Consider the following 17,496-nt stretch of genomic DNA (forward strand, 5'->3'; position numbering starts at 1 on the left):
CTTGAACCACTTGCTGACCGGCGCCCTGGCGCGCCGTATCTTGCTCGGCACCGCCATGGCAGGCCTCGCGGCGCCGCCCGTGCTGCGGGCCCAGTCGCCGTCCGTTAAGCTCGGCATCCTGACCGACATGAGCTCGGTCTACGCGGATTACGCCGGCATCGGCTCGGTCGAGGCGGCACGTCTCGCGGCGGCCGATTCCGGCCTTGGCGACCGCGTGCAGATCGTCTCTGCCGATCACCAGAACAAGCCGGATGTCGGCTCCAACACCGCGCGGTCCTGGTATGACAGCCAGGGCGTCGACGCGATCTTCGACTGCCCGACCGGCTCGGTCGCCCTGGCGGTGAACACCGTCGCCGGCCAGTCGCGCAAGCTCTGCATCTTCAGCACCGCCATCATCGATCGGCTGACGGAGGAGGACTGCAACGGCTACGGCTTGTCCTGGACCTGGGACATCTACTCGGTGGCGCGCAGCAGCGTGCAGCTGCAGATGAAGCGCGGCCTCGATACCTGGTTCATCATCCATCAGGACTACGCCTCCGGGCATGCGCTGGCCGCCACGGCGCGGGAGACGCTGCAGGCCGCGGGGGGAAAGGTCGTCGGGCAGGTCGCACACCCGCTCGGCACGACGGATTTCTCCGCCTTCCTACTGCAGGCCCAGGCCAGCCGCGCCAAATTCGTCATGTTCACCGCGGGCGGCTCGGACCTGATCAACGCGCTGAAGCAGGTGCGCGAGTTCGGGCTGGTCCAGCGCGGCCAGCAGATCGGCACCATGTTCACCGTCATCACCGATGTGCACGGCATCGGCCTGGAGGCGCTGCAGGGCCTCAACTTCGTCACCGCCTTCTACTGGGATCGCGACGAGCAGACCCGCGCCTGGGCCAGGCGGTTCTTCGCGGTGCGGCAGAAGCAGCCCACCATGTTTCAGGCCGGCGTCTACTCGGCCGTCCTGCAATACCTCAAAGCGGTGAAGGCGACCGGCAGCACGAAGGCCGAGGAGGTGCGCGTCCACTTGCGGGACAATCCGTTCGAGGACGTCTTCGCCCGCAATGCCCGACTGCTGCCCAATGGTCGCATGGTCCACGACATGCTGACCGCTCGGATCAAGGCGCCCGCGGAGCAGCGCCACCCCTGGGACTACTATGAGATCCTGGGCGTCGTCCCCGGTGCGGAGGCCTTCCGCACCCTCGAACAGAGCGCATGCCGGAAGACCTTCTGATGGACCTCAAGCTGCGCGGCCGCTGCGCCCTCGTCACCGGCGCCTCCAAAGGCATCGGCCTCGCCTGCGCGGAGATCCTGGCCGCCGAAGGCTGCGACGTCACCCTGGTGGCCCGCAGCGCCGGCGACCTCGATGCCGCCGCCGCGCGCTTACGCGCTGCCGGCGAGGCCGCGGTGAGCACCCGCGCGCTCGACCTCAGCGACAGCCGAAGCATCGACGCGTTGGCAGCCGAGTTCCCGGACACCGACATCCTTGTCAACAATGCCGGCGCGATCCCCGGCGGCACGCTCGACGAGATCGACGAGGCCCGCTGGCGCGCAGCCTGGGACCTTAAGGTGTTCGGCTATATCCACATGTGCCGCCGCTTCTACGCGGCGATGCGCGGCCGCGGGACGGGCGGGGTGATCGTCAACATCATCGGCGCCGCCGGCGAGAGCCCCGATGCCGACTACATCGCGGGCAGCGCGGGCAACGCCTCGCTCATGGCCCTGACCCGCGCCCTCGGCGGCAAGGCTCCCACGGACGGGTTGCGGGTGGTCGGCATCAATCCCGGCCCGGTCCTCACCGATCGGCTGGAGGCCCTGCTGCGGCGACGCGCCGCGGAGACGCTCGGCGACCCCGGCCGCTGGCGCGAGACCATGGCCGACATGCCCTTCGGCCGCGCCGGCCGGGTGGAGGAGGTCGCGGCCCTCGCCGCCTTCCTGGCCAGCGACCTGTCCGGCTACACGAGCGGCACCATCGTCACCGTCGACGGCGGCATGGCGAGCCGCCGGAAGGCCTTCTGACATGCCCTGTGCCGACGCCGGAGGGAACCTCCATGGATGACACGGGCATTGCCTGGACCCCGTCCGAGGCGACGCGCCGGGACGCCAACTGGACGGCGTTCATCGCCCATTGCGGCATGCCGGACTATGCGGTCCTCCTCGCCCGCAGCTCGGCCGACCCGGAGTGGTTCTGGCGGGCGCTGACCGGCTGGCTGGGCTTCCGGTTCCGCCGCCCGCCCGGCCGCATGGTCGACCTAACCGATGGGATCGCGCATCCGCGCTGGTTCCAGGACGCCACGGCCAATCTTTACGACAGCGCCGTCACCGCGACCTTGGAGCAGGACCCTGACCGTCCGGCCGTCATCTGGCAGGCCGAGGCTGGCCAGGAGCAGGTCTGGAGCTATGCCGAGCTGGACCGCGCCGCTTCGCACCTCGCGGCGGGGCTGCGAGGCCTCGGCCTCGGCCCGGGCGACGTGGTCGGCATCTACCTGCCGATGCTGCCGGAGACCGCCGCCGCCTTCCTGGCCTGCGCCCGGCTTGGCTGCATTGCGCTGCCGCTCTTCTCCGGCTTCGGCCCCGAGGCGGTGGCCCAGCGCTTGCGCCTCGGTGGGGCCCGCGCCGTCATCACCGTGGACGGCACGCAGCGGCGCGGCGAGCGGGTGGCCATGAAGCCGGTGGTCGACGCGGCCCTCGAGGACGATGAGACGGTGCAGCACGTCGTCGTGCTGCGGCACACCGGCGCCGAGGTGGCGATGCAGGCGTCGCGCGACCATTGGTGGCACGACCTCACCTGCGACGAGGCGGTGCCGCCGCTGGAGCTGCCGGCGGAGCATCCGGTGCTGCTGATGTACACCTCGGGCACGACGGGCCTGCCCAAGGGCACGGTCCACACCCATGGCGGGCTCGGCATCAAGATCGGCCAGGATGCGCGGCTGACGCTCGACCTCAAGCCGGGCGACCGGCTGCTCTGGCCGACGGATTTTGGCTGGTTCGGCGGCACGGTCACTATCCTCGGCAGCCTGCTGGCCGGCGCCACGCTGGTGATCGCCGAAGGCAATCCGACCCATCCCACGCCCGACCGGCTGTGGCGGCTGATCGAGCGGCACCGCATCACCCATTTCGGCACGGCGCCGACCTTGGCGCGCATGCTGCGGCGGGATGCCGACGCGCTGCTGGACCGGCACGACCTGTCCTCGCTCCGCGCCTTCCCTTCAAGCGGCGAGGCCTGGGACAGGGAGAGCTGGCGTTGGGTGATGGAGCGCGTTGGTGGCAGCCGCGCGCCGATCCTGAATTTCTCAGGCGGGACCGAGATGTGCGCCATCGTCGCCTCGAATATCCTGTTCCCGCAGAAACCGGCCAGCTTCAACGGCCCTGTGCCGGGCACGGGCGGCGACATCGTGGGGGCCGACGGCCGGAGCCTGCCGCCCGGTGAGATCGGCGAGCTGGTGATGCGAGAGGCCTGCATCGGCACCACCCGGGGCCTGTGGCGCGATCCGGGCCGGTTCCACGAGAGCTACTGGTCGCAGATCCCAGGCCTCTGGGTGCAGGGCGACCTCGCCTCGCGCGATGCCGATGGCTTCTGGTTCCTGCATGGCCGGTCCGACGACACGCTGAAAGTCGCGGGCAAGCGCATCGGCCCGACCGAAATCGAGGAGGCGCTGCTGGCCACCGGCACGGTGACAGAGGCGGCGGCGGTCGCCCTGCCCGATGCGGTTACCGGTAATGCCGTGGCCTGCGTAGTTGTGCCCGCGCCGGGCCAGGCCGGGGATGCCGCCCAGGTACGCCTCCTGGCCGATGCCGCATCGGCTGCGTTGGGCCGAGCTTTCCGGCCGAAGCGCGTGGTCTTCCTGCGGGAGCTGCCGCGCACGCGATCGATGAAGGTGCTGCGGCGCGTCGTGCGCGCGACGCTGGCAGGCCAGCCGCCGGGCGACCTATCGAGCCTGGTGAACCCAGAGACGATCGAGGAGCTGGCGCGCTACGCCACCACAGGGACGGAGGATTGACGATGACTGTGAGCTACGAGAGCTACCAACGGCTGCGATTCGACCGGCCGCATCCACGCGTGCTGCGCATCACGATGGACAATGGCCGCATGAACACGGCCGATGCCATCATGCATGGCGAGTTGGTGCGGATCTGGCGCGACGTCGATGCCGATGACAGCGTGAGCTGCGCCATCATCACCGGAGCAGGCAAGACTTTCTCCGCCGGCGGCGACTTTGAAATGGTGCGAGCCATCTCGGAGGATTTCGAGACGCGGACCCGGGTGTGGCGGGAAGCGCGCGACATCGTCTACAACCTCATCAACTGCCGCAAGCCCGTCGTCAGCGCCATGCGTGGCGTGGCGGTCGGCGCTGGCCTCGTCTGCGGCATCCTCGCCGATGTCTCGATCGCTACGAAGGACTGCCGGATCACCGACGGGCATACGCGGCTCGGCGTCGCGGCGGGCGACCACGCCGCGATCATCTGGCCGCTGCTTTGCGGCATGGCTAAGGCGAAGTACTATCTCCTAACCTGCGACCTCCTGCAGGGGGAGGAGGCGGAGCGCATCGGCCTGATTTCCATGGCCGTCGATGATCCCGACCTCGACGGGAGGGCGGTGGAGGTCGCCTCGCGCCTAGCCGAGGGTGCGCAGGGCGCGATCCGCTGGACCAAGTATGCTCTGAACAACTGGCTGCGGATGGCGGGCCCGAGCTTTGATGCCTCCCTAGCCATGGAGTTCATGGGCTTCAGCGGACCTGAGGTGAGGGAAGGTCTGACGTCCCACATGGAAAAGCGAAAGCCGAACTTTCCAACAGGGTCTGAAGTTTAACTACCCGATCTGGCTCCATAACGAGCCTTATCCAACAATACAGGCCCTGTGCGGTCCACAGCTATAAACAGTCGCGTTCAAAAGCGGGCTACCAAAGGTGTCCATCCAGATGGATGAGGATCGTGGTGAGCTTTCGATTCTGATGTCAGGTTGTGACTGGTTTTGGCAGTAAGTTGGGCCATGATCCTCGCCTCGATCTCGACGGAGAGCACCTCAAACGGCATTACTAAGTTGTCGGCGTCTATCCGGAACGAAGCGGTTGGGCCAAGCTGGGTAACGACACCCGAGTTGGCCACCTACCCCGGTCACCGCTTCCCGGCCGAGATCATCAGCCATGCGGCCTGGCTCCAACATGTCTTCAGCTTGAGCCTGCGGGATGCCAGATAATCTTGACAAAGCGGGGGCATCGACGTCACGCACGAGAGCATTCGGCGATGGTGCCTAAGGTTCGGGCCCCACTGCGCTCGAAGAACGCATCGATGCCCGCCGAAGCTGGCCGACACCTAGCACGTGGGGAGGCGTACCTGAAGATCAGCGGCGTGCTGCGTGACCTCTGGCGTGCGGAGGACCAGCACGGCGTCGTGCTCGACATCCTGGTGCAGAACCGGCGGAATGCCACCGCGGCAAAGCGCTTCGTCAAGCGCCTGCTGGCTAGTCTCAAGTTCAAGCTCAGCCGCATCGTCACGGACGGGCTGCGCAGCTACAGCGTAGCGCAGCGTGAGTTCCTTCCCAAGGTCAAGCACCCTAAAAGCCGTTGCCTGAACGAAAGAACGGAGAGTTCCCATCGACCCACCCGACGCCGAAAACGCCAGATGCAGCGCTTCAAGTCACCGAGGCAGACGCAGCTGTTCCTGTCTTCTCACCCCTTAATCTGCGGCCATTCCGACCGCTGCGGCACCTGACGACCGCTATGCAGTGCCGCCGTGCCCGCGACAGGGCCTTTTGGGTCTGGCGCGAAGAGACCTGCGCCCAGATCGCAGGATAATCTTGCAGGCCATTATGCCGGAGGATACAGCAGGACCTTTGCTTCAACAACTTGGCAGTGTCCCGCCACCGTATGTGCCGTGGCCATGCAGCTGAAGAACATGATCGAGAATGACGCACCGCTCATCACACTGATCTAGTTCCAGCAAAGTTCCTAGACGTAACAAAAAGCTTCTAAGAACGTTGGATTTTGGGTTGATATATTCGGAGCCTGTTTATGAGCTATCAAGATGTAAGAGCTTTGAATTGTATTTCTTCCATTCTCACAAACCACGGCGCCAGCAAACAACCCGGTGACACTTTATGGCATTACACCGCCGCGCCGGGCTTGGATGCAATGCTAACAAATCAAAGTATCAGAGCAACCCACTACACATGCTTTAATGATCGAATGGAAGTTATTCTCGGTTACTCTTTGATGATTAAAGCCGCCCATCAAAGACGCTGGGACGGCAGCGGTGTGGCAAGCGACATAGTCAATCTACTAGACAGGATCGAATTTCTCTGTAAGGGGGAAGTCACGCCAGCATTAAAACGTTGGCCTCATGGTTTCCCAGAATCGTATATTAATGACACCTACGAGTATTACATTGCCTGCTTCAGCGAAGCGGGCGATGACGTGAGCCAGTGGACAAATTACAGCGGTGGGGAAGGTGGGTATGCACTTGGTTTTGACCCCAAACTTCTTCGGAGACCTTTCGATTTGCCGAGGTATACTGAAGTGTATTTCGTTCCAGTGGTTTATAACGAAGATGAACAAAGCCGTTTAATCGGTCTCTATCTCGACGCAATGATAAACGCATATAGAAAATCGGCAGAAACCGATCTTGAATTTGATGATGCGTTCTTTAACCACCACGCATATAAGTGGCTTACCGCATTCAGCGCTCTGGCATCCATATTCAAACACAAAAGCTTCTTAACTGAAAAAGAGTGGAGATTGATATTGTGTTTCTCGCCACACGATCGATCCCAGATGACCGAAAAGCTGGAGTTCACACCTAAAACTAGTCTTTTTGCCAGACATTATCCGACTACGTTTCGGAGATACCCAATTCGCAAGATCAAGATCGGACCCTCTCGGTTTCAGGATGCATCGAAGCGAAGCATCGAGTTCAAGCTGACTAAAGCGAAGCTCGGCTGTGAAGTTGAAATGTCGGACTCAACCTATCAGACCGCCAGATGATCAGGAAAGGTCAAAAGATCAGTTGTCCTTGATAAGTATGCTGAACAGCTCTGACGAGCCTTCTCTCGGGAGCATGTTCAATAAACAAGGGCAATCGATGGCAAAGAAAAATAAGACCACCAAAAAGGCGGCAGAAAAAGCGCGTCCGATACGTTTTAAGTTATTACTAAGAACGCCCCGGCAAACTAGGACGATATAACGGCCGATTGGAATACGTTCGTTGGCTTCGGCATGTTCAAAAACAACTCGGGTGTTCAGATAACGCCATCCACGGCGCTGCAAAGTTCAGCAGTATACGCGTACGAGCGTGGTGCACGAATGGATGCGACTGGCACTGTTGGGGTAGGATCGGACCAAGGCCATGCCCGATCTCATCGAAGGGCGCCCTGCTTGCCGTTAGAAGCGATCACGGATCGCCTGTTCTACGCCACCCTAAATGACGAAAGCGGATTAGGGAGAAGCTGCCGAGCCGTTGCTTTCACGCTGATACGATAAGCGTAAGAGCTCGACAGCGCGCAACCGAGCACGCCGCCATGCCTCTTGGCGGATTGCACGTTTTCCCTCCGAAGATGGATCACAGCCTGTTCTAGAGCGGTGCTGGGCCAGTAGGCGCCGTTCAGTATCACAGGCGAGCTGAGCGAGGTCTGGACGAGCAGGCATTCACCCAAGCTACCCTGACCCACCTCTAAAACCGCAAACAGTTTCAATAGCTTGAAGAAGTAAGGCAAGCCCTGCGTCACTTGTGGTAAGGGGGGATTATCGCAAGTGAGGAAGCGGTGACCTCAGCCCTTCCTCATCGCTCACGGCACCCAAGTGACCGCCATGTGCGTTCATCCCTCGCGTCACCGCTGGAGGGCAGGCCTATGCAATGCCGCGTGTGCGACACCCCATACATGATCGCTCCCGGCATTGGGCCTTACTGCCCGGAGCTGGAATGCGACAGCCACGAAGGGAGAAGCCTGGGCGACCTTGAAGTGATCGACCGGTTCGAGGTGCAGCGTCGGCAGCGGGACGGCAGAGTTTTCGCCGGTATGCCGGACGCAGCATTGGTCAGGTTGAGGGCGCTGTGTCGGGCGGACTGCAAGCGAACCGAGGCCATCTGGCACGCAACTAAGACCAGAACTCGTTGCTTGGGCTGGCGCTGATAGCCGTGGCATCCGACATCCGCGACATGAGCCTGCCGCCCGACCAGATATCGCCCGCGAAGCCGAAAATCACGCCCGAGGAGCACCGACACCGCGCCGCCGATCGGCTAAGGACCATCCGATTGAAGATGGCCATCGGCCGGGAGATGGACGAGCGCGGCATCATCACGCCTGCGGGGATTGGCGCTGCTCTCGGGATACCGGCGGCTGAGGCAACCAGCATGCTGAACCGGAAGCAGTGGCGCGAAGGCGACGTGGCGCTGCTTGAGGCTGCGGCGGCTCGGCTGGGGATGCGGGTGCCGGATTAGCGGCGACCTGCTCGTCCTCGGGTAGGGTCAATATACCTGTTGGAAAAGCCAAATGATGCCTGCCCATAGGGGAAGGGACAGTAAGCCAGCGAGTACAATGGCGAACCCAATCCCCAAAGGGGGATGACTATCATCCCTATCGCTGCGCTGGTCTGCCATGACCGTCTCGTCTACAGGTTGCTGTGCCTCTATAAGCTGAAAACTTGTAATGGCATATAAATTGCAGACAGCAACCTTGAGGTAATTTTCACCAAATTGCTGGGCCGTGGTTCATGTCTGCTTGCAAGGGTCAGCAGACGATCGCTAGCCGCTTACTGCCGATCTGAACCGCTCGACCGGCGCCACTAGCTGATATGACCCAGTGCGACCGTGAGGCCGTCATAGCAACTGCCCGGCGCGGTAGGCGCCTTGGTCTGATCGCCCCGCCTTCGACAACTGAGTGAAAACGCTGGGCTCAACGCCGCTGCTCTCAGCTTCTCCGGATGGACGATCTCGAAGCGGAGGCCTAGCCGCTCTCCTGTACGGCCCAGTGCTCTCGTCAGGGCGGCCGGATCGGGTCGGCCGAAAGTTTCAACCAACTCCACCTTAGACACTGCCGACCGAGGGTGCCGCTCCAGTGGTCGAGGCGCGATCACATAGCGGAAGAGCCAACCATCCTGGGTAACTGGCCTAGCCCGAGCTTGGGCCTCAGCAGCGCCGATACAGTACAAGCATCCGCCCGCCCCGCTTGGCAGGACAAGCAGAAAGACGCTTTCGACTTGCGTGCCAGCCTCCTGGCGGCCCCACACAATACGTAACGGATACCGCTAGAAATAATCTAATTACGATAGTGCTATCATGTCTATTACTACTAAATGGCAATATTGTTGCACTTGCTAGACAGCTCAGGGACAGCCATACGGTCGGGTCGAGTGCGCTAGCGCCGGCGGCTTTCGCTCTTTGCGGTGCAAACCTGTTTGGCAGGTAGGTGATGGACGATTGGGGTTCCCTCTGTGCGCCAGCACTGCCTCGGCCCGCGCGGCTGTCCCGTACATCGACAAAGGCAGGGTTCGGCGAATATTCCTATCTCTTGAGGCTGATCAGCCTTTATTCCTACAATGTTCAGGGGTTTCGGCGAGGCGCGGCAAGGCAATGGGGCACAACATGTCGGAGTGGAAGCGGCACCGGTTGATGATGGCCGCGCCGCTGGCGAACTGTTCGGAGTGGACCTTGGCCGTCGATTGCGGCTCCCCTCAATGTCCGTTTACAAAGAGGTGGCGGACTTGGCGTGGGCGGTTAATCCTGTCGCCTCGGACGGCGTTTCGATGTTAATCCACGAGCCTCCGCGCCTGCTGTAGCCTGCACCATTCCGTATTTTGTTTGCGCCTCGTTAAGTGGGAAGCGCAGCATCTCTGTGTCCAAAAAAGGATGGGGAGAGCAAACATGTACATGGTCGTTAGTCATTATGCCGGCGGTGCATCGGATGCTGATGAGGTTACGCCGAAGATCGAGCGGGGCTTCGTACCCCTGCTGAAGCAACACCCTGGGTTCAATGGATACGCTTTGGTGCAGACCGAACAGGGCGATATTATTGCTATTACGCTATTTCACGACAGCAGTTCGTCCGCAGCTTTCCGGCCGACAGTCCGTCCGTGGATGAATGCCAACATCCCAGCCGTCCCCGAGCCGGCCGATCGCTTCAGCGGAGAGTCTAAAATCCACGCTATGGTGGCGCCGAAGACCGGTAGTGACGCCCAGTCGCTTTACTGCCTCGTGCAACGGGTTGAAAATCTGCCTGGACGGGAAATTATGGGGCCAATCGTCCAAGGCATCCTCGCCCGGACGCAAGCAGTAACAGGCTTCCGTGGTGCCTACCACGCCCGCTCCGGCGAGGATGAGTCCCGCGGTTGCGGCGTGGTGTTCTTCGATACCAAGCAGCAGGCCAACGAAGCCCATGAGGCCAATTTGACCATTCTACGCGAACTGCAGCCGAACGTCCGTCTGCGGGTAGTGGGCAGCGGCCAGACCCGCATCCTGGCGATGGCTTGAGACTCTTTGCGAAATCATGAAACGGGCAGTCGCCCACAATTGGCATGAGCGAGGCGGTGGAGCATCAGCCGGATCGTGGCCAAGGTGACCATCGCCTCTGAGAGCTCTGGACTTCCCCCCGCGGAGTGGAGGGGTGAGATCAGAGCGTCATGCGGCTGAGCGCATGGTGATCCCTTCCATGCTGGCCCGCGCTTCGGCCAGGGTGCGGTAGCTGACGCCCGAGTGCAAACGCCGCCGATTGTAGAAGATCTCGATGTACTCGAACACGGCCGTCCTCGTCTCCTCGCGGGTGCGGTAGCTGACCTAGTGGATGTGCTCGGTCTTGAGCGAGGCAAAGAAGCTCTCCATCGGCGCGTTGATGCTCCTATAGAGGTCAAGCGGCCGTTTGCTCCGGGCCGGCTGCTCTGGGAGCACGGCAGAGATAGCCGAAGATCTCGCGTGCCACGAAGCGCTTGAGGCAGCGGATGATCTCCGGCTTGCTCTTCCCCTCAGCCGTGCGACGCCGGACGTAGTCGATGGTGGGTTGGTGGGCCCGCATGCGCACGATGACCACGCGGTAGAGCGCGGCATTGGCCTGCCGGTGGCCGCCACGATTGAGCCTGTGCCTGCTGGTCGTGCCGCTGGACGCCGGGACCGGGCAGGCACCGCAGAGCTTGGCCAAGGCGGCTTCGGAGCGGATCCGCTCCGGGTTGTCTCCGACCAAGGCGAGCATCTCCGCGGCTGTGCCGGTCTTGATGCCATGGGCCGCAACCATCGTTGGGGCGCACTGCTCGATTAGCTCTTCGAGGCCGGAGTCATGCGACTTGATCTCGGCGTCGAGGTCGAGCCACCGCCGGACGATGGCGCGCAGACTGGCTTTGGCCGAGGCCGCCGTCGAGGTGAGCGGTCCCGGGCGCAGGGCCGCCAGATGCCGGACTAGCGCCATCTTGCCGATGATCGCTTCGAGTTGCTCGCGCAGGGCCGCCGGTGCGCCGACGATGATCGCCTTCAGCGTCAGCATGGCCTGGGTCCGCGCCTTCACCGCGGTGTCTCGGGCCACCTTGAGGTGGCGGATCATCTCGACCCGGCTGGTCCCTGCCTTGGGTAGGGCCGTGGCCTGGCCGCCGAGCACGGCGCGGGCGGCGCCCTCGGCATCGAGGTGATCAGTCTTACCTTGCTGGTGGCGCAGTCGGCGGTCGGGACGGTCGACCTCGTAGACGGTATGGCCCGCCGCACAGAGGAAGCGCATCAGGCCGGCGCCGTACGATCCCGTGCCCTCGACGCCGAACGCCCGGACGCCGCCCAGGGACCGTGCCCAGGCCTCGAGCTCGCGGTAGCCCGCGAGGCCGACCTTGATGGTCAGCTCCGCGACGCGCGCGCCGAGGCCCGTCATGGCCACGGCGGCGTGGGTGTGCTTGTGGGTATCGACACCGACGATGATGTCGGTCGGCATGGTCCCGCTCATGTCGCCTGTCTTCCGGTAGGTTGGCGGACCCGGCGATCCGGCGGGCGGACAGGACTGTGACGGGATGGAAGGCTTCAGGCTCCTATGAGGTCACCTCCCGCCCGATCGCCGGGCGTCGTCCGGCAGGCCGACAGATCAACGCGATGACATGTGGCCAATCGAGGCAAGGGGCAGGACCACCGGACGACCCGGACACTCTCACAATCGAGGCAGTTGCCGCGGCGGCTCATGGACTGCGTGATGCCGCTGGATGGCCATAACCAGAGCGCAGATGCACAGCTCGGCCCTGAGGTGGTCGGCCATGGACCAGCCGACGATCTCGCGCGTAGCCATGTCCTTGATCGCGGCGAGATACAGAAAGCCCTCGCCGGTCGGAGGCGATCGGCAGGTCGTGGCGGCTGTCCGTGGTGCGGGGTGTGCGGCGGCGGCCCCGGCGGGCCGAGAGCCCCATCTCGCGCATGAGCCGCTCGACGCGCCAGCGCGAATGCCGCAGCCCTCCCCGGCACAGCTCGGCGTGGACGCGTGGCGAGCCATAGACCCGTCGGCGGGCGGCGAAGATGCGGCCGATCTGCCCACGGAGCTCGACGTCTGCCTCGGCCCTGGTTTGAACGGCGGGGATCGCGCGCAGCCAGGCGTAGAAGCCGCTCACGCTCGCGCCGGCCACCCGGCACAACCTGGCCACGGTGTGGTTCGCCCGCTCGGCCGATACGAAGGCAAACTTCGCCACGCGGCCCCCTTGGCGAAAAAAGCCGCCGCCTTGCGGAGGATTTCCACCTCCTCTTCGAACCGCGTCACCTCGCGCTTCAGTCACTGCGTCTCCGCCTGGTCCGCCTTGCGGGCGGCCAGTGCCTCAGCCGAGCCGGCGCCAGGTGCTCGGTGCGCCACTGGCTGAGCTGCCCGGTGCCGATACCGAGCTCCGTCGCCACCTCCGACAGCCCCTTGCCGACGTCCAGCAGCCGCTTCACCGCCTGCGCCTTGAACTCCTTCGTGAAGCTCCATCGGGTTCGCCTCTCCTCCATCCTTCCCTCCTGGGGTGCCTGGGTTTGTTAGCGAACCCTCCAGCCCCAAGGGGAAGTCCAATCCAGCTCTTCCAGGTTACCGTGGCGCATGCCTGTGTGAGGCATGGGGCGCGTGGGGAGTGGCATGTGGCCGAAGAAGCACGCTTCTCAGCGGGTGACTGCGAGGCCGCTTGGGCCGCTTGGCAAGCCAACCGAGCCCAAGGCCGACGCTGACAAGAGCCAGGGAGATCAAAGCTGCGCAGAAATCCATTGTGCTCCCCCTCCTCCTAGATCCGCCGAAATGGAGCTCCAAGCAACCAGCCCGACAGCAGCCAATCGCAACATTGCGCTTCAACCACGACGAACTCAGCCGCTTCACCCAAGTTGGAACGATGCTGTACGAATTCTGTACAGATCACGACGGCGAGGACACGCAGATGTCTTGGGGAAAGCTTGCAATCATAGCGATATTTCCGGTTCCGGTATGGTTGGCTGTGATTGCGGGATGTTATTGGTTTGGAGTTGGTGTGCTCTAATCAGCGTCGTGCTGCATTGCTGGTATTGGGCTAGCACCAGCTGCTGCGGCATCCGACATCCACGACATGAGCCTGTCCTCCGACCAGACGCCGCCCGCAAAGCCGAAGATCTCGCCCGAGGAGCGCCGGCGCCGAACCGCCGATAGGCTGACCATGATCCGGTTGAAGATGGCAATCGGCCGTGAGCTGGAGGAGCGGGGCATCACCAAGCCCGCGGAGATCGGCGACGCCCTTGGGATGCCGCCGGCCGAGGCGACCAAGCTGCTGACCCGGCATCAATGGCGGGAGGGCGATGTCGGACGGCTCGAGGCTGCCGCGGCTCGGCTGGGAGTGCATACGCCGGAGCCAGCAAGCGTCTAGGCGGCCTCAGCATTTTGCAACTAATACGATTACATGAAACTCGATAGTTCATCAATGGTTGTAGGATGTGAGGGTTCTACAACCTCACTCCCTACGGATCCCGCCTTGGCCCGTTCTTTCTCGGGGGAAGAACGGGCCTTTTTCTGCCTCTTGCACAGCCTGATGGCGGAACGCTTACAAACCCACCCGGCTAGGGCGGCGTTGACAGGCTAGTGCCATGTTATTCTATCCCGAACCTAAGGCCGCTTGGCTGCAACCTGATTGCGGGAGCGCCGGCTTACCTGCAATGCGGGGGCGTTATCGCATGTGATCCGGCTCTGCCTCGTCAGCGTGCTTGCGATGGCCAGTGCGGATTAGTCGCCCTGGAAAGCGCCGGCACCATCGGGGGTGAATGACACGATGGCTTCGACGGCAGCGACCAGCTGCTCTGTGGCAAAGGGTTTATGCAACACTGGCGCAGCGGCGTGTCCGCCCGTGTCACAGCCTGTGCCATAACCCGTGGCGAACACAAATGGCACGCCAAGCGCGGCCAACTGATCAGCAACGGGTGTCACCAACTCGCCAACAAGGTTGATGTCCAGGACCGCAGCGTCCAATCCGCCATCCTGGGCCACTCTCTCGATGATCTGCAGCGCCTCAAACACGGTTCCGGCGGAGCCCACGACCTCTGCCCCGGCCTCGCTCAAGCCATCCTCGATCAGCATCGTCACCAGCGCCTCGTCCTCGACAATCAGGACGCGGCGATCCCGAAGCATGGTGCACCCTTGCGGCATTACTTGACGTTGTAAAATGATTTGGTTGTCGTTCGCGGCCAGCATCGCGATCACCTCCCATGGCACGGGCAGCCACGGCCAACCCTGACGCATAGAAGACCCCGGACGTCACCTTGTCTGTTCGACACCAAACGTGAAGTAGAATGCGGCTGCTCAGCCCGCAGATGCCGCTGGCGCTGCCGCCCGAGGACCCAGCAACCGGGCGTACTCATGGCGAACCGTGTGGTAGCACTCGCAGGTGGCGGCCTCGAGGCCAGGACGGTCGGTAATGGTCATGCGCCCCCGTACGTAACGGATCAGGCCAGCCCGGTTCAGTATGCCGGCGGCGATAGACACGCCCGGACGGTTGACGCCGAGCATCATCGCCATGAACTCGTGGGTCATGGCGAACTCGTCAACACCGGCGCGGTCGTGTGCGGTCAACAGCCAGCGGGCGAGGCGGTTTTCGATAGGGTGACGCGCGTTGCAGGCCCCGCTCTGTGTCACCTGGCCGAGAAAGGCCAGCGCATAGCGCAACAACAACGCCCGCAGAGCGGGGCTCCCGTCCATGGCCGTGTGGAGTGCCGCCGCGCCAATCCGCAGAGCGGTGCCCTCCAGCTGCACCCTGGCATCGGTGAGCGAGCGGCTGTCGCCAAAGACCAGTGTTAGGCCGAGGAGGCCCTCTGGCCCGGCGATGCCACTTTCGACCTGCGACCCGTCCTCGAGGGTGACGAGAATGGACACCATGCCGGTCTCGATGAAGAACACCGCATCCACCGGCCCGCCCGCTGCATGCACGGTCTGATCAAAGGGCAGTTCGACGGCCTCGAGGTGGGGTCCCAGATGCGCCCAATCTGCCGGCGCCAGGGCCGCGAGCAAGCCATTGCGGACGGACGACTGCTGGATCGTGGACTGGCTCATGCGGCTCTCCTGCGCGTGGTACGGCGGGAGCGCTGGCCTCTCTCAGGCACCTGTAGCCGGGGATCCGTGCAGGCGATGTGCTCGACATAGAGTGCTGGTGAAAGGTTTCCTAAAGAAATCTGCTCTTCACCCGCCGGTGTGTCTGCATCGGGACGGGCACGGCGCGAGGCTAGTCAATCATTTGTTCGATTTCGAACGTACGGACGAGCCGGCGTCGCGTTGCCGTAAGGCCCTCTGACTACCGTGAAGGGCGGGAGTTGGAACAATGCGCATTCTGGTCGTCGAAGATGAGGCGCTTATCGCCATGATGCTCACCGACGACCTGGAAACCGCGGGGCATGAGGTGATAGGGCCGGTGGCGACCGCTGCTGCGGCACTGACACTGTGCGAGGCGGTGCTGCCCGACCTGGCTCTGCTCGACGTCAACCTGGCGGGCGGCGACAACGGTGTGGCCCTGGCGTGCGACCTGTTCGCGCGGTGGCATCTGCCGGTGGTCTTCGCCAGCTCGAAGCCGGTGAATGTATTGCAGGAAGCACCCGCCGCGCTCGGCATCATCCACAAGCCTTACCGGACGGAAACGGTGCTGCGCAGCGTCGAGGTCGTGCGCGCCGTACTGGACGGCCGAAACCCCCCGGACATGCCCGCAGGCTTCGAACTATTTTCTTCCGGTGCGTAGTCCAAGTTCTTAACCAAACCGTTTGGCATGGCCGATCCAACGAATGCTCGCTCACACGAGCGCGCCTAACTGAAATGCGCACATGACTGTCAAAACTTGCGACGCGGTGCGATCTTCTCGAACCGAAGTCAGCTTTAAGTCGATTGCATTCATTAGGCTTAAGTTTACCAAAACGAGCGACTACTATGAGTTCAACCGGAGAGACCTACCGCAAATGATAAGGAGTTATTGGGAGCCTTCGCAATCATTCAAGGTCAGTTTGTCTGCTACGATTAGTACGCGTTGGGCATGATCGCGGCGAGGGGTACAGCCACATCGCATTGCAACCCGGAAGGTTTAAACGACAGGCGCACCTCAGCGCGCAGCCCATGCGTCAAGCCACGCTCGATGAGCCGCAAGCCCAAGCCACGACGCATCGGTAAGGCCACCAGCGGCCCATCTTCTTCAACCCAATGGAGTTGGAGGCGCTTCGGCTCGGTGTTCACGTCAGTCGACCAGTGGAGCCGGACGTGACCCTCAGGCTTGGCCAAGGCGCCATGTTGCACGGCGTTCGTCAGCAACTCGTGTAATGCCTTCCCAAAGGCCACTGCGGCACCGGGCGCGAGCCGCACCTGTGGACCAGCCAAGCTGATGCGTCCAACATCCCTGCCATGTTGCATCAACTGACGCTCGGCAAGCTCCCGAAACGGGGCGCCTTCCCAATGCTCCTGCGCAAGAAGAACGTGCACACGGGACAATGCAAGCAGCCGATTCCGGAAAGTGTCGCGCACCTCACCGATACTTCGCTGGCCATCCCGAAACGTCTGCGCGGCCACCGACTGAACTGCGGCAAGCGAGTTGTTGACCCGATGGTTGAGTTCGTCGACCATACGCCGCTGTCGTTGTTCAGCGCGCTTGCGCTCGGTCACATCCCGCTGGGCAGCAACCCAGTGAACCACCTGACCATCTTTTAGAACTGGAGTAATGAGCCATTCGACGTCATAGGGTGCGCCGTCCTTACGGTAGTTGACCGTCTCAGCTTGAACGCTGTGACCTGCCGCGAGGCTTGAGTGCAGGTGATCGAGGACAGCACGATCGGTCAATAGGCCTTGAAGGAAGCGTGGTGATCGCCCAACCACCTCCTGCGCGGTATATCCAGTCATACGCTCAAAGCCAGGATTGACGTACTCGATAAGTGGCCCTGGAGGATTGAGGTCCGGCCCCGTGATGACGAGAGCTTCGCCAATCGCTCGCACGGCGGAGCGCAGGAGCGTGAGTTCGTGCTTCTCTCCCCACGAACTCGCAGCGTGAGAGTCCATCCGGGATCATGTGGTTTTCTGACATAGCCTTCGCAGCATGCGGCGGACGGATGCCCAGCGCAGGAAGG

The 17,496-nt window shown here is 62.9% G+C and carries 16 protein-coding genes and 1 pseudogene; 10 read left to right on the forward strand and 7 right to left on the reverse strand.

The window, feature by feature from the left end; translation table 11 throughout:
- Position 1 precedes the first annotated feature (1 nt).
- The 8 genes from JMJ56_RS27570 (at position 2) to JMJ56_RS27605 (ending at position 10,443) form a co-directional block, all read left to right on the forward strand.
- Positions 2-1,216 (forward strand): ABC transporter substrate-binding protein, encoded by a 1,215-nt coding sequence (locus JMJ56_RS27570; RefSeq protein WP_202834962.1) that lies wholly within the window; start codon positions 2-4, stop codon positions 1,214-1,216.
- The gene (locus JMJ56_RS27575; protein ID WP_236038687.1) at positions 1,198-2,001 is read left to right on the forward strand and encodes a short-chain dehydrogenase/reductase; all 804 of its coding nucleotides are present in this window, start codon (positions 1,198-1,200) and stop codon (positions 1,999-2,001) included. Before JMJ56_RS27570 ends, JMJ56_RS27575 begins: the two co-directional genes overlap by 19 nt.
- 32 nt (positions 2,002-2,033) lie before the next feature.
- A complete protein-coding gene (locus JMJ56_RS27580) occupies positions 2,034-3,983 on the forward strand; it encodes an AMP-binding protein (protein ID WP_202834963.1) in 1,950 nt (649 codons plus the stop codon).
- Positions 3,984-3,985: 2 nt separating this feature from the next.
- Positions 3,986-4,792 (forward strand): enoyl-CoA hydratase/isomerase family protein, encoded by an 807-nt coding sequence (locus tag JMJ56_RS27585; RefSeq protein WP_202834964.1) that lies wholly within the window; start codon positions 3,986-3,988, stop codon positions 4,790-4,792.
- A 479-nt stretch (positions 4,793-5,271) separates the two neighbouring features.
- Positions 5,272-5,694: a DDE-type integrase/transposase/recombinase gene (locus JMJ56_RS27590; RefSeq protein ID WP_202834965.1), complete on the forward strand. Its 423-nt coding sequence runs from the start codon at positions 5,272-5,274 to the stop codon at positions 5,692-5,694.
- Between the two features lie 299 nt (positions 5,695-5,993).
- Positions 5,994-6,962 carry a DUF2971 domain-containing protein gene (locus tag JMJ56_RS27595; protein WP_202834966.1) on the forward strand — a complete coding sequence of 323 codons (969 nt, stop codon included), beginning with the start codon at positions 5,994-5,996 and terminating at the stop codon, positions 6,960-6,962.
- A 1,171-nt stretch (positions 6,963-8,133) separates the two neighbouring features.
- The gene (locus tag JMJ56_RS27600) at positions 8,134-8,415 is read left to right on the forward strand and encodes a hypothetical protein (protein ID WP_236038689.1); all 282 of its coding nucleotides are present in this window, start codon (positions 8,134-8,136) and stop codon (positions 8,413-8,415) included.
- Positions 8,416-9,837: 1,422 nt separating this feature from the next.
- Positions 9,838-10,443, forward strand: a complete 606-nt coding sequence (locus JMJ56_RS27605) for a hypothetical protein (RefSeq protein WP_202834968.1) — start codon at positions 9,838-9,840, stop codon at positions 10,441-10,443.
- 147 nt (positions 10,444-10,590) lie between these two features.
- Here the strand turns inward: JMJ56_RS27605 and JMJ56_RS27610 are convergent.
- The 4 genes and pseudogenes from JMJ56_RS27610 to JMJ56_RS27625 all read right to left on the reverse strand — a co-directional run.
- Positions 10,591-10,728: pseudogene (locus JMJ56_RS27610) on the reverse strand (hypothetical protein); the annotation flags it as partial.
- 88 nt (positions 10,729-10,816) lie between these two features.
- Positions 10,817-11,875 carry an IS110 family RNA-guided transposase gene (locus JMJ56_RS27615; RefSeq protein ID WP_202834970.1) on the reverse strand — a complete coding sequence of 353 codons (1,059 nt, stop codon included), beginning with the start codon at positions 11,873-11,875 and terminating at the stop codon, positions 10,817-10,819.
- A gap of 238 nt (positions 11,876-12,113) precedes the next feature.
- Complete coding sequence (locus tag JMJ56_RS27620; RefSeq protein WP_202834971.1) at positions 12,114-12,614, reverse strand: IS3 family transposase; 501 nt, start codon at positions 12,612-12,614, stop codon at positions 12,114-12,116.
- Between the two features lie 76 nt (positions 12,615-12,690).
- Complete coding sequence (locus JMJ56_RS27625; RefSeq protein WP_202834972.1) at positions 12,691-12,906, reverse strand: transposase; 216 nt, start codon at positions 12,904-12,906, stop codon at positions 12,691-12,693.
- 581 nt (positions 12,907-13,487) lie between these two features.
- On the opposite strand from JMJ56_RS27625, the gene JMJ56_RS27630 reads away from it, so the two are divergent.
- Complete coding sequence (locus JMJ56_RS27630; RefSeq protein WP_202834973.1) at positions 13,488-13,781, forward strand: hypothetical protein; 294 nt, start codon at positions 13,488-13,490, stop codon at positions 13,779-13,781.
- 353 nt (positions 13,782-14,134) lie between these two features.
- Here JMJ56_RS27630 and JMJ56_RS27635 read toward each other — a convergent pair whose 3' ends face one another.
- Both JMJ56_RS27635 and JMJ56_RS27640 read right to left on the reverse strand, forming a co-directional pair.
- Positions 14,135-14,599, reverse strand: coding sequence for a response regulator (locus JMJ56_RS27635; RefSeq protein WP_236038691.1), 465 nt, complete (start codon positions 14,597-14,599; stop codon positions 14,135-14,137).
- A 108-nt stretch (positions 14,600-14,707) separates the two neighbouring features.
- Entirely contained in the window at positions 14,708-15,454 is a 747-nt protein-coding gene (locus JMJ56_RS27640; RefSeq protein ID WP_202834974.1) for a Crp/Fnr family transcriptional regulator, read from the reverse strand.
- Between the two features lie 265 nt (positions 15,455-15,719).
- On the opposite strand from JMJ56_RS27640, the gene JMJ56_RS27645 reads away from it, so the two are divergent.
- Positions 15,720-16,130 carry a response regulator gene (locus JMJ56_RS27645; RefSeq protein WP_202834975.1) on the forward strand — a complete coding sequence of 137 codons (411 nt, stop codon included), beginning with the start codon at positions 15,720-15,722 and terminating at the stop codon, positions 16,128-16,130.
- A 272-nt stretch (positions 16,131-16,402) separates the two neighbouring features.
- On the opposite strand, the gene JMJ56_RS27650 is transcribed toward JMJ56_RS27645, so the two are convergent.
- A complete protein-coding gene (locus JMJ56_RS27650) occupies positions 16,403-17,428 on the reverse strand; it encodes an HWE histidine kinase domain-containing protein (RefSeq protein WP_202834976.1) in 1,026 nt (341 codons plus the stop codon).
- Positions 17,429-17,496 lie beyond the last annotated feature (68 nt).

The organism is Belnapia arida (assembly GCF_016773205.1).
GTDB classification, from domain to species: Bacteria; Pseudomonadota; Alphaproteobacteria; order Acetobacterales; family Acetobacteraceae; genus Belnapia; species Belnapia arida.

Coding starts and splice junctions, on each gene's coding strand:
- JMJ56_RS27575 (WP_236038687.1), top strand. CDS start 1,198: ATGCCGGAAGACCTTCTGATGGACCTCAAGCTGCGCGGCCGCTGCGCC.
- JMJ56_RS27580 (WP_202834963.1), top strand. CDS start 2,034: ATGGATGACACGGGCATTGCCTGGACCCCGTCCGAGGCGACGCGCCGG.
- JMJ56_RS27585 (WP_202834964.1), top strand. CDS start 3,986: ATGACTGTGAGCTACGAGAGCTACCAACGGCTGCGATTCGACCGGCCG.
- JMJ56_RS27590 (WP_202834965.1), top strand. CDS start 5,272: ATGCCCGCCGAAGCTGGCCGACACCTAGCACGTGGGGAGGCGTACCTG.
- JMJ56_RS27595 (WP_202834966.1), top strand. CDS start 5,994: ATGAGCTATCAAGATGTAAGAGCTTTGAATTGTATTTCTTCCATTCTC.
- JMJ56_RS27600 (WP_236038689.1), top strand. CDS start 8,134: ATGAGCCTGCCGCCCGACCAGATATCGCCCGCGAAGCCGAAAATCACG.
- JMJ56_RS27605 (WP_202834968.1), top strand. CDS start 9,838: ATGTACATGGTCGTTAGTCATTATGCCGGCGGTGCATCGGATGCTGAT.
- JMJ56_RS27615 (WP_202834970.1), bottom strand. CDS start 11,875: ATGCCGACCGACATCATCGTCGGTGTCGATACCCACAAGCACACCCAC.
- JMJ56_RS27625 (WP_202834972.1), bottom strand. CDS start 12,906: ATGGAGGAGAGGCGAACCCGATGGAGCTTCACGAAGGAGTTCAAGGCG.
- JMJ56_RS27630 (WP_202834973.1), top strand. CDS start 13,488: ATGAGCCTGTCCTCCGACCAGACGCCGCCCGCAAAGCCGAAGATCTCG.
- JMJ56_RS27635 (WP_236038691.1), bottom strand. CDS start 14,599: ATGCTGGCCGCGAACGACAACCAAATCATTTTACAACGTCAAGTAATG.
- JMJ56_RS27640 (WP_202834974.1), bottom strand. CDS start 15,454: ATGAGCCAGTCCACGATCCAGCAGTCGTCCGTCCGCAATGGCTTGCTC.
- JMJ56_RS27645 (WP_202834975.1), top strand. CDS start 15,720: ATGCGCATTCTGGTCGTCGAAGATGAGGCGCTTATCGCCATGATGCTC.
- JMJ56_RS27650 (WP_202834976.1), bottom strand. CDS start 17,428: ATGGACTCTCACGCTGCGAGTTCGTGGGGAGAGAAGCACGAACTCACG.